This window comes from Gordonia sp. IEGM753 (assembly GCF_050321825.1).
Taxonomy (GTDB): Bacteria; Pseudomonadota; Gammaproteobacteria; order Pseudomonadales; family Pseudomonadaceae; genus Aquipseudomonas.
On sequence record NZ_JBNQGB010000001.1, the window covers coordinates 1,551,634 to 1,565,360 of the forward strand.

At 52.0% G+C, this 13,727-nt stretch carries 12 protein-coding genes and 2 pseudogenes; 9 read left to right on the forward strand and 5 right to left on the reverse strand.

Annotated elements, in window-relative coordinates; genetic code table 11:
• Positions 1-126: 126 nt before the first annotated feature.
• From ACQR3R_RS07040 to ACQR3R_RS07055, 4 genes are all read right to left on the reverse strand, one after another.
• On the reverse strand, positions 127-1,482 hold the full coding sequence (locus ACQR3R_RS07040) for a carbohydrate porin (RefSeq protein WP_428271297.1): 1,356 nt from the start codon (positions 1,480-1,482) through the stop codon (positions 127-129).
• A gap of 146 nt (positions 1,483-1,628) precedes the next feature.
• Positions 1,629-2,432 (reverse strand): alpha/beta fold hydrolase, encoded by an 804-nt coding sequence (locus ACQR3R_RS07045; protein WP_428271298.1) that lies wholly within the window; start codon positions 2,430-2,432, stop codon positions 1,629-1,631.
• Positions 2,433-2,436: 4 nt separating this feature from the next.
• Positions 2,437-2,937 carry an RbsD/FucU domain-containing protein gene (locus tag ACQR3R_RS07050; protein WP_428271299.1) on the reverse strand — a complete coding sequence of 167 codons (501 nt, stop codon included), beginning with the start codon at positions 2,935-2,937 and terminating at the stop codon, positions 2,437-2,439.
• A gap of 56 nt (positions 2,938-2,993) precedes the next feature.
• A complete protein-coding gene (locus ACQR3R_RS07055) occupies positions 2,994-4,337 on the reverse strand; it encodes an MFS transporter (protein ID WP_428271300.1) in 1,344 nt (447 codons plus the stop codon).
• Between the two features lie 412 nt (positions 4,338-4,749).
• Between ACQR3R_RS07055 and ACQR3R_RS07060 the strand changes: the two are divergent.
• The 3 genes and pseudogenes from ACQR3R_RS07060 to ACQR3R_RS07070 all read left to right on the forward strand — a co-directional run.
• Positions 4,750-4,950: pseudogene (locus ACQR3R_RS07060) on the forward strand (IS66 family transposase); the annotation flags it as partial.
• A pseudogene (locus tag ACQR3R_RS07065) lies at positions 4,947-5,105 on the forward strand (transposase domain-containing protein); the annotation flags it as partial. The pseudogenes ACQR3R_RS07060 and ACQR3R_RS07065, both read left to right, overlap by 4 nt.
• Positions 5,106-5,144: 39 nt before the next feature.
• Positions 5,145-5,582: a GNAT family N-acetyltransferase gene (locus tag ACQR3R_RS07070; RefSeq protein WP_428271301.1), complete on the forward strand. Its 438-nt coding sequence runs from the start codon at positions 5,145-5,147 to the stop codon at positions 5,580-5,582.
• A 208-nt stretch (positions 5,583-5,790) separates the two neighbouring features.
• Here ACQR3R_RS07070 and ACQR3R_RS07075 read toward each other — a convergent pair whose 3' ends face one another.
• Positions 5,791-6,819 (reverse strand): substrate-binding domain-containing protein, encoded by a 1,029-nt coding sequence (locus tag ACQR3R_RS07075; RefSeq protein WP_428271302.1) that lies wholly within the window; start codon positions 6,817-6,819, stop codon positions 5,791-5,793.
• Between the two features lie 404 nt (positions 6,820-7,223).
• Here ACQR3R_RS07075 and ACQR3R_RS07080 point away from each other — a divergent pair, with 404 nt between their 5' ends.
• From ACQR3R_RS07080 to ACQR3R_RS07105, 6 genes are all read left to right on the forward strand, one after another.
• A complete protein-coding gene (locus ACQR3R_RS07080) occupies positions 7,224-7,550 on the forward strand; it encodes a hypothetical protein (protein ID WP_428271303.1) in 327 nt (108 codons plus the stop codon).
• A gap of 285 nt (positions 7,551-7,835) precedes the next feature.
• Complete coding sequence (locus ACQR3R_RS07085; protein ID WP_428271304.1) at positions 7,836-9,491, forward strand: choline dehydrogenase; 1,656 nt, start codon at positions 7,836-7,838, stop codon at positions 9,489-9,491.
• 65 nt (positions 9,492-9,556) lie between these two features.
• Positions 9,557-10,309, forward strand: a complete 753-nt coding sequence (locus tag ACQR3R_RS07090; protein ID WP_428271305.1) for an SDR family oxidoreductase — start codon at positions 9,557-9,559, stop codon at positions 10,307-10,309.
• Between the two features lie 10 nt (positions 10,310-10,319).
• Positions 10,320-10,886, forward strand: coding sequence for an NIPSNAP family protein (locus ACQR3R_RS07095; protein WP_428271306.1), 567 nt, complete (start codon positions 10,320-10,322; stop codon positions 10,884-10,886).
• A gap of 91 nt (positions 10,887-10,977) precedes the next feature.
• Positions 10,978-12,465, forward strand: a complete 1,488-nt coding sequence (locus ACQR3R_RS07100) for an aldehyde dehydrogenase family protein (protein ID WP_428271307.1) — start codon at positions 10,978-10,980, stop codon at positions 12,463-12,465.
• Between the two features lie 82 nt (positions 12,466-12,547).
• A complete protein-coding gene (locus tag ACQR3R_RS07105; protein ID WP_428271308.1) occupies positions 12,548-13,582 on the forward strand; it encodes a proline racemase family protein in 1,035 nt (344 codons plus the stop codon).
• Positions 13,583-13,727 lie beyond the last annotated feature (145 nt).

A 13,727-nucleotide genomic window follows, 5' to 3' on the forward strand; every position in this document is an offset into this window, starting at 1 on the left:
GGCCGCAACGGAACAGGTGTTGTGCCAAAAGGGGAGTTGCCACTACGCACGGCCTACCCTTTGAGTAGGGAAAGCCATGCGTGTGATGCCCTGCGGCGTGGCAGCTGGAATGAGGGTGATTGAACCCTATATTTTCGTTTGAATTTTTAACCCAATCACAACGGCGTCATCTACCTCTTCGACACCACCCGGATGCTTCAGATACTGCACGTTGGGCCTGACCATCAACCAATCCGTAACCTGTACTCCGTAGAACAGTTCTGCGCTGTACTCCTTCTTTTGAATCGGGATAAAGCCAGGGCTGTCGTAACTGGTTTCATCATTGAGCGCGTTCACCATGCGCTGTCTATCGGTGAACCGAGAGTTCACCTCGATACGGCCGACTGCTATGCCGATCTCATCTTTTGGACGTGCCGCGAAGGTACCCATTGACGTAAGCCCTAGATTGATAGAGCTGCGGATGTAGGTTGTATCCTTGTCATTGAAGTGAGCTTGCGTGAACACTTCGATTGGTCGTTTAGGATCATTGGCAATGTGCGCAATGTGCTGGCGTGCAACTGTCCAATAGCCTTCACGAGTACTGTGCCTTTTGTATCCGCCTCCAGGCGTGAAAGGCTGAGGCTGACCGTCAGCGCCGAGGAATACATCGTCTGCGTCAGCCGTTGAAACGAACATGCCTGCACGGTATTCGCCAGCTAATCCGAAGAATGATTGCTGGGGTTTGAAGATGACTTCGAGGGGGAGGATTACGCCTTTGTCGCCCGAAAAACTGGTTTTGAAGCCGTTATCGTTTTCTTGAAGCGACGGGTTCTGCTCGAAGATGCCGCCCTGTAATGCCCACTCATGGTTGAAGTTGTACTTGAGCTGCAGGGCCCACTGGCTTACAGGAAAATTGTACCAAACCGTGCCGGTGCTTGAACCTCCAGTATTGCCGCAGAAGAGCAAGTTTTGAAACTCGCAGGGGAACTCGCCGAACTCTCCCAGGCCGAAGCGTCCGACCCTCATGTCTATTGCTCCATCCATATAGCGCTGGCGGTAGGAGAGTTCCGCAAGCCTCCATATCGATCCACGCCCCCATACCTCTTGAGTAGATGTAAGCTGCCCACTTCTGGGGTCAATCACGCGTTGCGACGTGATGTCCTCGCCATTGCGATCTGTAATAATCAACTGCACCGAAGCAGCTTTCCAATCCAGGATTTTCTCAAGATCCATCCCCAGACTGACCAATATTTCATCGGCATAAACGGCCGTTCGATCGCGGTTATACCCACCAGCTTCGTTCCAGCCGATCTCATTCGTATAGCCAAGCGCGACGTTGTAACCGCGATTAGAAAGCTCTGTACGCTTTCCATCCCAGTCGCCGGTCATCCATGGTGAGTCAGTAGCAAATGCTTCTGCGGCCATGACATTTGAGAAAGGTGTAAGGGCCAGCAAAAATAGTCCCAGATGTCGTAGCTGCGTTTTCTGATTAATCAACTTCACTTCAGCACTTCCTTGGTGGTGTTCAGGTAGAAGAGCGCCCACGAAAAATCGACCGTCATGATTCGGTTCAATGGGCAATGCGTTAGCAGGAGGTCAAGCCGGACGAGATATGTCCGGCCTGAAGGTCAGCGCATGAGCAACAATGACTACGAAACAGCCGGGTGCGCAGGCACTCGGGAGTCTTTAGCCGTGGCCAGAGAAAGCCAGTTTTCTATCGCGGCGACCACATGACTCATCACCTTGCGATGGGAAGAGTCGTTAGGGATGTCGTGGTAGCCGCCGGGTATCTCGATAGCGCTCGCAATGGGCATTGTCTTGGCCCACGCTCGGGCCAGTGCCGGCGGAGCGAATACATCGTGCTGCCCATTGATTAGTAGAACTGGAACCCTTAGCTGAGCCAAGCCTGTTTTCAGAGGCTTGGTCTTCGCCGAAATCGCTTCCCACAACAAGGGTTCTGCTGGGCCAGTGTCGAACTTATACGCATCATGTTGGAGTGCATCCAAGTAGCTTGGATCTTGCGACATGATCAGTTCGATCTCACCGCCGATAACAGGCAGGCCTTCGAACGGAGTCCCAGTCAGTACAATGCCCACGGGCTCGGGCCTTAACTCCAGTGCGAGACTTGCCGCAGTGATACCGCCCAGGGAGTGTCCACAAATTACTAGCGGTAGCCCCGAGTGCAAGTGTCGAACAAGGCCAGCGAGGCTTTTCGCATTGGCGGACAACTGATCAATGGAGTCGAAGCGGCCAGATATCCCACCTGTTAACCCATGTCCCACATGATCAAGCGCCCAGACATCAAAGTTTGCGTGTACGAGTGCTGCAGCGAACCGGTGGTAGTGACCGCTGTGTTCACCAAAACCATGCAACAACAAAACAGCAGCGCGTGGCGTCTCACAGTCCCAATGCCGGTAGTAAAAGCTACCGTGTGTATCGTGGTGAAATGGCATACTTTCAGACCTTCTTGTTCTGCGCTTGACGCAAGTCTTCATACCAGGTTGGTGAGGTCAGCCACTCAACGGGGATTGGAGGGCTAGGGTATCCGGCGACGAGAATCACATTGCTGTGGACACCATAATCACCTGTTTGGACAAACACCTTGCAGCGGTTACGCAGGTCATAGAACTCCGGAAGATAACGCAGTTCGTGGATATGCTCAGGGCCTGTCAATCCTTCAACCCGATCACGAGCTGAAGGGTTTGCTTGACGCATATTTTCAGTGACGAAAGCTGCTTCAAAGTCCCCCACTTCCCACAGTACTTGGAGCAAATCTGCGACTGTTGGGCAGCCTGTAGATACTGCAACGTCAATGACCTCAACTTCGGGTGACAGTGGCACCAAGCTCGCAGCCGCGGTGCCACTACCAGCGTCGGCGATGTAAACCATTTCTCCATGACGCAGGGTGCTGACCACTGCTGCGAGGCGTTCGTGAAGTAGGCGATTCTTACTGCTCATAATGACCTCTTGAAGCGATAGAAAAGTGCGCGGTTTCACGCACATGGGGACGATACTTAGTGCCGTTTGGCGCCTGCAAACAGGGGGGAGTGCTGTTGTTGGTTGGCCATATCGATTTTCGATCCGGCAGTTTCCTTCAGCGTTAGCACGCTCAGTGTTGCAATGATCCCAGTCGTCAGTACTAGAAGGGCGGGGGACAGTGGCGAGCCGGTGAAGTCAATAAGGAAGGTTGCGACATACGCAGCACTACCGCCGAAGATCGCGACCGAAAGATTGAATCCGATCGAAAAGCCGGCGTAGCGGACGCGTGTAGGGAAAATTTCTACCAGTGCAGGGCCTGATGCCGACATGAAGACAGCAAGACAAATACCCAAAATTGCGTGTCCCATCACAATCAGGCCGAACACACCAGTTGAGAACACCAAGAAGATCGGATAAATCGCCAGTGTGCACAGCAGTGCACCAAGTAGCAGAACAGGTTTGCGACCGATGCGATCAGAGATTCTGGCGAAAATGAAAATACTCACTGAGGCCAGGAAAAGGCAGGTGACGTTAGAGACTGAGGCCTGAAGGAAACTAAGTCCCAGTTGCACTTTGAGGTACGTCTCGATGTAAACAAAAATGAAATAAAACGCGGCCCCTTGAAGAGCGATGCATCCAGCAGTTTGCAGGATCTGACGCCAGTGATGACGAATTGCTTCAGTAATGGGCGCCTCACTAACGCCTTCGGTCTCCTGCATGGTCTTGAACGCGTGGGTGTCTTCAAGTTGGGAGCGTATGTAAAACGCAACAACGCCCAGCACACCCGAGATCAAGAATGGAATCCTCCACCCCCAACTCTGCAGCGCTTCCTCGCTGATCAATGCAGTGAGGCTGAGGATGAATGCTGATGCAACTGCATTGGCGAGAAAGCTTGAGCAGTGCCAGTAGCTCACTGTCCACGCGCGCTTCCCGAGTTGAGCAGATTCAACCAAGAAGGTTGCAGCCCCGCCAGGTTCTCCGCCTGAAGCGAACCCCTGCAACATCCTCATGATCACCATGAGGATGGGAGAGGCAACGCCAATAGCCGCGTAGCTTGGCAATAAGCCAATAACGAAGGTCGATCCGGACATCAGCAGGATGACACTTGCCAGAATTTTTTTCCGGCCGACCCTGTCACCTAGCCGGCCAAAAAATAGTGCACCTAGCGGTGCCATAAGAAAGGAGATCCCGAAGGCTGCGAACGTTGCGAGCAGACTTGCCGATGGGGTACTCACTGGAAAAAACACTCTTCCCAGGATTAAGGCGAGGAAACCGTATGAGGCGTATTCAAACCAGGTTATGAAGTTGCCGATCGCCGCGGCAATGATTGCTTTGCGCAGCGTGGGGGGGGCGGACGTAGTTGTCCCTTGGTATGTCATATGTATCTTCCCGTACCGTAATGGTTGTTGTTGGATGGAGGGGCAGATCAGCAATGAAGGCGACGCAAATGGTTTTTGTATTTTTTATGAAATCGATTACATATCAATGTAATCGATTTCATTTATTTTTAGCAGCTTGCTCAGGACTCCGTCAAGGCCCATTTACAACCAGTTTGTAAGCGTCCGGCGAACTCACCTTCCGACAACAACCTCGCTGCCAGCCTTCGTCCCGTTAAAAACCGCACCTAAACGGCCAGCAGAAGCGTCAGTGATCATCGAGTTGCCATGGCCGGGCAAGTGATCACGGTGAAATGGCCAACCTCGGATCCTGAGGGTTGCGCGCAATTTATTCGGGCTGTCGCTCAATGATCCGCATCGATGCAATCTGGCTCGCGACCGAGCCGATGGGCATGCGCCGGTGCCGGCGCAGGTTATCGACAAAGGTATCCCGACCGCAGGCTTGCTGGCCCACGTGATGGTAGCCAAGTTTGCCGATCACTTGCCGCTGTACCGGCAGGAGAAAATCTTTGGACGCGCCGGGCTGGCAATTGCGGGCTCGACCTTAGCCCAGTGGGTCGGGCAAACCGGCGTGCGACTCCAGCCGCTGGTCGAGCGGCGTCCATGAGTCTGATCCAATCGGCGCGTATGAATGGGCATGATCCGTATGCATATCTGAAGGATGTGCTGACACGACTGCCGACACAGCGGGCGAGTGAGATTGGGGAGTTGTTGCCACACAATTGGAACCACCCTTGCCCGGGTATGTGAGGATGCTTTCATCACACGGATAGAAAAAAGGAAAATGCCATGGACACAGTAATCCGGCTTGCCAAACTTGCCGATATCGATGCGATATTTAAGATTCGAACCAGTGTTCGGGAAAATCACTTTTCTCAAGATCAATTAACGGAGATAGGCATAACGCCTGAAGCGATAAGTCAGGCAATTTCAGATACCCCGTGCGCTTGGGTCGCGGAAGTAGGTGGTGTTCCAGTCGGTTTTTCGATGGTCGATATTGAAGATGGTTGCGTATTCGCGGTCTTCGTCTTGCCGGAGTTCGAAGGGTACGGGTTGGGGCGCAATCTGATGCATAAAGCAGAGTCTTTTCTATTTCAACGCCATCAGAAGATATGGTTAGAAACCGCTGAAGCAAGCCGTGCGAGCGGATTCTATAGAAACCTTGGCTGGCGGCCTGTGAAGAACCTGCCGGAAGGTGACATTCGTTTTGAGAAGCAACTGAAGTAAAACGAGAATAAAGGTATCGAGATGGTTAGATGGGCGCCCGGCCAATTGCGCAAGGTGTGTTTGGCGGACGCTTACACCAGTTTGGCACTCGGAAGGGTTTTAGTGACTGAGGGGGATGATGCGGGGGAGTAAATGACCTACAGGTGTTGGCGTCCGCCGGCCGAGTATGGCCGGCAGCGGATAAGAAGTTTATAGCTGAGGAGTTGGATCAGATCGAGTGGCTGGATTGACGGATCATCAATTGCGTTCCGAGCAGCAACGGTTTGATTTCAGTTCCATTTTTTAGATTCGCGATCAGTGCTTCTGCACTACGCAGGCCCATTTCTCCTGCGGGTATTGCAAGAGTCGTCAGCGGTGGCTCCAGATACTCGGCGAATTCAAGATTGTCATAGCCCACGACCGACATTTCTCTAGGCACATCAATACCCATTTTTTTGCAGGCTGACAGCACCCCAAAAGCGATGACATCACTGTTACAAATGACGGCAGTGACCTCAGGGCATTCCAGGCGGATTCGGCGAAGCGTCTTCTCTCCAAACTCGATGGTGTACCCGCCGGCACTTTCATAGGTGAAGTGAGTGCACTTGGATTTGTGTTCCTTTAGCGCATCCAGAAATGCAGTGTGACGTGCTTGTTGGCGATCATTACCTTGCATGGGGCCCGTTAGCATTGCCATATTTCGGTGTCCAAGCCCCAGCAAGTATTCGGTCAATTGCTTTGTGGCCTGGTAATTGTCAAAGCCGATGAATGGGAAAGACCTGTCCTCGAAATAGGAATATGTGCATACCACGGGCATGCGGTATTCCTTGAGGTAGCGAGTCAGGTCAGGATCAGCAACGTCGCCAACAATCAGCAAAGCCTCAGCTCCACGTTCCACTAGAAGCCTTACGCTCTCGTAAATCGAGTTTGAATCAAACCCGCAGCTCAGCACGTATACGACATAGCCATACTCGGCGAGTTTGTCCTGGAAGCTTTTTACCATCGTTGCGTAGATCGAGTGATCGAGTGTAGGGATGATTGCGCCAATGACGTTAGTCTTTTGGAGCCTCAAAGCCTTGGCCGCGGAGTTGGGTGTGTACCCCATTTTGCTGGCCGTCTGTAAGACCTTTTCCCGAACATCATCTCGAACATGATGGGGTAGGTTGAAGCTACGAGACACGGTCGCCACCGAAACACCTGCAGCTTTTGCAACATCAGTGACGTTCACACGTCCCGATGGTTTTCGCTGAATACTCACACATATACCTCTTGATGGCGCACGTAGTTGAAGACGCAGAGTTCAGGACGGCACTGATATCGATTACGCTCAACACTGCTTCTCGCTCCTTGGGGTTGTTCCCCAAGGCTATATGATCCGATTTTGCGACATTCAGCTCTTTACCGCATCAAAAAAATGCGAACGATTACATTCGGTCTTCACCCTCAACTGTTAGGTACTGTTTTATCTACGGAACATGGCTCCACGTCCCGAGCAAATCGAAAATTTGTGAGAGCGATGGATAGCGCCGCTAGACGAAAATTACACCGCGTGGCTGGTCAGGCAATTTACAATGCTGTGACCACAGATGACTCGATGCCACGCGCCCGATCCCTCTATGGAAATCTACAGAACAGCATCAACGCCCGGAATCGTTGGCATCCATGGTTAAAAAGATATTGGCGTTTTGGCAAGCTTACTCAATCGCAAGTAGCCGCCAGATCCTTATTCCGAACGTCGCAATTCCGTCACGTTTGTTGATGGTGCATGAGCTGCCAGCAGGGAAGGGCATTCAGGTTACGGCATTGAATTTCGTCCCAGAACCTATCACCGAAGATGTCCATTTGCCCGGTATCAGCCATGGAGTGGTGATCGACATGATCAATGAGCGGGAGGAGGCCCATCTGACAGAGGCCGGACGGATGATAATCAACCTAATCGGCTACGAAGGGGTCTCGCTGCGTATCGTCCGCAGTACTCCGTCAATGTAATCCTTTGCAGAAAACGTTACCAAATTTCGCATGGATTGGGTGCGGTAACACTTCAAGGGTTAGCATTTCGGTGCGTCTTGAGTAGGGCTGGATCGTCTACAAAGGGTTTGCGGCAAGAAATTTCTGCCCTTCTCCAATCAGGCATGCCATTTGCTAAGTAGGATTCAACAGATGCAGAAAAATTGTAATGGTCTTCCCGAGACGATTATTTTTGTTATTCTATGCTTTAGTTTGTAAACGATTACAGCGGTGATTGCCGCGGTTAACCGACCTCCAGGTGAAAAAATGCGTGATATCAATGGGCGTAACATCTCCAATGTCTATGACTACATCGTCATCGGCTCCGGATCCGCTGGTAGTGTAATAGCGGGCCGCCTTTCGGAGGATCAGGGTCGATCCGTTTTGATGCTGGAGGCTGGGCCGTCAGATAAGAGCATTTTCATCCAAATGCCTGCCGCCCTAGGCTTTCCTTTGATGAATGATCGCTTCAATTGGTACATCCACTCGGAGCCAGAAAAGGAGTTGGATGGCCGCACCATCTACGAGGCTCGTGGACGGGTATTGGGTGGCTCGTCTTCCATCAACGGAATGAACTGGGTTCGTGGTAATCCATGGGACTACGATAACTGGGCGGCAATGGGTCTGAAAGGTTGGAGTTACGACGAGTGTCTGCCGTACTTCCGTAAGGCGGAAACGTTCGACCAGGGCGGCAATGACTATCGTGGCGATTCTGGCCCGATGTACATCCAAACATGCGCAGCAAACAACCCTCTTTACAAGGCATTTATCGAGGCAGGCGTGCAGGCAGGCTATCCCTACATGCAGGATCACAACGCGTACCGCCAGGAGGGTGTTCACATCACTCAGCGGAATGTGCACAAGGGCATTCGGTGGAGCACTTCGCAAGCGTATATCCATCCGAATAAACATCGCGAAAATCTGCATGTTTGCGACAAAGCTCAAGTCACCCGAATAGAATTTGCAGGCAAACGCGCGGTTAGAGTTCATTTCCAGAGGGACGGGAAACCCGAAGTCCTAAGCGTCAACAAAGAAGTGATCTTGTGTGCAGGGGCTATTCATTCACCGCACCTTCTGATGCTGTCCGGTATTGGCGATGCTGAACACTTGGCTGAGTTCGGTATCAAGTGCGTTGCGGATCTGCCGGGCGTGGGCGAAGGCATGAAAGACCACATTGCAGCTCCTGTTCAGTACCGAGCCACTCAAAACGTTTCTATCGCCAAGCAACTCACTCCCATCGGAAAGCTCAAGCTGGGCGCGATGTGGACACTGTTCAAAAAGGGGCTCGGTGCTACCAACTTCTTCGAGGTCGGTGCGTTCATTCGCACTAACGACGATGTTAAGGTGCCGAATGTGCAGTTCGAATTTATCCCTATGCTGGGTGAGTTCCAACATGGCAGCGTCAAGCTGGAGAACGGCTTTCAATACTTTTTCAGCCTGATGCGCCCTACCAGTACAGGCCGCGTATGGCTGGGTTCTGCAGATCCACTCGCAGCCCCGAAATTCATTTTCAACTTCCTTTCGACTCAAGAAGATCGCGATGACGCTGTAGCCGCGGTGAAGGCTATTCGACATGTTGTATCCCAGCCTGCATGGGATCCGTACCGTGGAGAAGAAGTCACGCCTGGCCCATCAGTTCAGACCGACGAAGAAATTCTTCAGGCCTTGCGTGGTCTTGCCGGCACCAACTATCACCCTTCGTGTACCTGCCGTATGGGGACAGATGAGATGAGTGTTGTCGATGCACGGGCACGAGTGCATGGCATTGAAAATCTTCGGGTCGTTGACGCTTCGATCATGCCGGAGATTGTGAGCGGTAACCTCAACGCTCCAGTGATCATGATGGCGGAAAAGATTGCTGACGATATTCGTGGAGTTGCTCCCCTTACCAAAGCAAAAGCCAAGTATTACTCGCCGGCGTGAGACGGCAGGGTTTTGCCGCGAAATCTAACCAATGATGCTTTAGCGATACTTGAAGGAATCGGACAATGAAATTGCAAGACAAGGTCGCACTCATCACGGGTGCTGGTGCTGGAATTGGTGAGGCTACTGCCAAATTGTTTGTGAGCGAGGGGGCTAAGGTTATTATCGCCGATCGCAACATCGAGCAAGCTTTGGCCGTGGCAGAAGCACTGGGTAGTCAAGCATTTGCTGTACAGGCGGATGTTTCGAACGCTGCTGAAGTTAAGACAATGGTTGAAAAGGCGGTCGCTCATTTCGGTGGTATCGACATCCTCGTAAACAATGCTGGCTTCGGCACCTTGGGCACGGTAGTCACCGTTGATGAAGATACTTGGGATCAGGTTATCGACGTCAATCTCAAGGGTGTGTTCCTGTGTTCAAAATATGTAATCCCTGAAATTGTTCGGCGAGGTGGCGGAGCAGTCGTAAACTTGGCATCCACGATTTCTGTAGTTGGTATCAAGGATCGAGCAGCTTACGTTGCTGCCAAGGGTGGCGTTGCCGCTTTAACACGTGCAATGGCGCTGGATCACGCTCTGGAAGGTGTTCGTGTTAATAGCGTGGCTCCTGGTGTGATTGCGTCCAGTTATTACGACAAAATGTTTGAAACTGTTGAAGATCCGGTAGCGTTCAAAAAAGGCCTGGCTGCGCGTTCCCCGTTGAACAAAATGGGTGAGCCGATTGATATCGCAAACGTGATTCTATTCCTGGCTTCCCAGGATTCGAATTTTGCCACAGGCGCCATGTTCACTGTGGATGGCGGCTACACCGCCTGGTGAGGACATGTCGATGATTGACGAACTGCGCGAATATCAATTCACCACACAAGCTTGGGAAAAGTATTGGGATCTTTTCGAGACCCTTTGTTTGCCTATACGCGGTGATGAATACGGCAAGTTACAGGGAATGTGGCAGGAGCGGGCAGGGGATAAGGTCATCTTTCGCCACATCTGGCGTTACGACTCTCTGGATGAGCGTGCTCGTTTGAGGGGAGAGCTGATCAAAGTCGACGCTTGGCGGGAGTCTTTTCTTCCTCAGGCTGCTCCACAGGTAAGCAAGCAGTTCTTGCAGGTTCTCACACCTAAGCTTGAGACAAATCTCGACAGCCTAGCCCCCGTGCGCTACCTGCATGTCTACCGCTGCCCAACTGGTAAGGCCGGAGCCGTGATTCAGCAAATTAGCAACGCTATCGCTCAGGAGCGCGGTCAGGTGTGCGGTCTTTGGGCAACTGAGTTTTCTGACCCTAATCAAGTGGTTGTCATGGGGCCAAGCGCCGAAGCGCCATCGGTAGACATCCAATCTTCCTTGGTCATCGAAACTCGTACGCTGAAGCCATTGGGGATTCAGGCCGCTTGATGCCAGCCTGGCTTGAGCTTGCCTCAAAAGGCTTTATTTTTTTTGATTAGCTTGTAAACGTATACAAAGCACAAATTTAGAGGAACAACTAATGACTTTCAGAAAATACACCCACTGGATTAATGGTGCCGACTGCGCTCCCAATGGTCAGGAATACATCGAACGTATATCGCCTGCTCACGGTGGTCTGATTGCAAGCTTTGCTAGTGGCAACGAAAAAGATGTCGATGTCGCAGTTGAGCATGCATTCAAGCTGCATCAGTCCGGCGCTTGGTCGTCAGTACCTGGGTCTGAGCGTGCAAAATTGCTTAACAAATTGGCTGATCTGATCGAACGTGATGCCGATCGTTTGGCGTTGATCGAAGCTGAAGAGGTGGGTAAACCCATTTCCTATGCAAGGGGAGAAGTCTTGTGGTCAGTTGAATTGACCCGCTTCGCTGCATCCCTCGCATGGCAGATCAAAGGCGAGGCCTATAACCATTTGGGAGATGACAAACTGGGCTTGGTAACCCGCGAAGCTCGTGGCGTGGTTGGTCTGATCGTGCCTTGGAACTTCCCTATGGTTTGCCTCTTCCAGAAGCTTCCTTATGCGCTCGCAGCGGGTTGCCCAGTAGTTATCAAGCCGTCCGAGCTGACCTCCGGCACTGCGCTCGAAGTCGCCAAATTGGCAGCTGAAGCGGGCTTCCCAGCAGGTCTGATCAACATTGTGACTGGACGCGGTTCTATCGTTGGCGAACGTATGACTCGTCATCCGAACGTTTCCATGATTTCGTTCACCGGCTCAACTCGTGTAGGTAAGCAACTGGCTGCAACTGCTGCTTCCGACCTTACCCGTGTTGCGCTGGAGCTGGGCGGCAAGGCTGCGAACGTCGTCTTTGCGGATGCTGATCTTGACGCTGCTTTGGATGGCGTTCTTTTTGGTGTGATTCTTAACCAGGGCGAGGAGTGCGTTGCTGGCACTCGCCTTCTGATCGAAGAATCAGTGGCACAAGATTTCGTTGCCAAGCTGGTTGAGCGAGCCAACAAAGTTGTTGTGGGCATGCCGCTGGATGAGCGTAGTCAGATTGGTGCTCTCATCCATGCCCAGCACCTGGAAAGTGTTTTGAACTACATTGAAATTGGCAAGCAGGAAGGCGCCAATTTGATTTGTGGTGGCAATCGTTTGACTGATGGTGGTTTGGACGCTGGATACTTTGTAGGCCCAACCATTTTCACTGACGTTGAGCGTCATCACCGTATCTTCCGTGAAGAAATCTTTGGCCCAGTGTTGACTGTCACTACCTTCAAAACTCTGGAAGAGGCGGTCGAGTTGGCCAACGACACCGAGTATGGTCTGGGTAACGGCCTCTGGACGAAAGACATCGACAAAGCGTTGAAGGTCTCTCAAAAACTGCAAAGCGGTACCGTCTTTGTGAACACCTATCTCGAAACTTCGCCGCAACTGCCTTTTGGCGGATACAAGCAGAGTGGCTACGGTCGTGAGAATGGCGTTGATGGGCTCAACGAATTCCTTGAAGTGAAGTCGACCTTCATCAAAATGGGGGTTCGCTCGCCCTTGCTGCCTAATACCGTTGGCTGAGTCATCTTGTCAGCAGCACGCGATGAGCGTGTTGCTGAACTCATCGGCTAGATCGCTTCTCACTAACTCATAAAAGTGACTTATGAAATTCAAGCGAATGATAAATGTTGTCGGTGTTCACGTGGCTGGTGAGCGCAATGATGTGATTACCGGGGGTGTCTTGGACGTTCCTGGTCAGACCATGTTCGACAAGATGAAGTATCTGGAAACGCAGGGTGATGATTTGCGTAAATTCCTGCTTCAGGAGCCCCGCGGCACGGTGACTCAATGCGTTAACCTGGTATTGCCTTCGTCGCATCCGGAGGCTGACGCTGGCTTCGTCATTATGGAGTCAGAGTTCTACCCTCCAATGTCGGGCAGTAACACGATCTGTACTGTGACGGCTCTGTTGGAAACCGGCATGATCCCAATGGTTGAGCCTATTACTCGCTTAACCCTGGAAGCACCTGGCGGCCTCGTTCGTGTTGAGGCGCGCTGCCAGGATGGAAAATGCTTGAGTGTTAAGTTTTCCAATGTCCCTTGTTTTGTGTTCGCGTTAGACAAACACATTGAGGTAACTGGTCTGGGTACGATCAAAGTCGACGTAGCTTATGGCGGGATGATTTACGTCCTGGCAGATGCTCAATCGCTTGGGTTTGACATTACGCCTGACGAGGCTGCGACGCTGGTTAGCGTTGGCGAGACCATCAAGGCGGCGGCTGCAGAGCAAATTCCAGCGGTGCATCCTGAACAGCCAGAGATCCATACCATCAATCAGACGCTCTTTGCAGGGCCGATGCGTGATGACCCTCAGGGTAAGCGTTCGCGAAACGGGGTGATTGTTTCACCAGGTCGCCTTGATCGCTCCCCATGTGGTACTGGTACCAGTGCGCGTCTAGCTGTCATGCATGCGCGAGGGCAAATCAAGCCTGGTGAAAAGTTAATCCATGAATCCATCCTGAGCACTGAGTTTGTTGGAGAGATCGTTGAGACGCTAACCATTGGTGGTCGTCCAGGGATTCGACCGACTATTAGTGGTCAAGCGTTCTTGACCGGCTTCCACCAGTATGTTCTTGATCCAAACGATCCATTTCCGACTGGGTACACCCTAAGCGATACCTGGCGTAAAAATAGCTGATTCGCCACTGGTGCCCGGTCGCAATGATCGGGCGTCAACCATCTCATACTTCCTGCCAGATTTTTCAACACAGGTGATGTCCTTACTCCAATGATGCAGCAGACCAATGTCTGTCATGCGAGGCATCTGTACGTCTGTGTTGCTT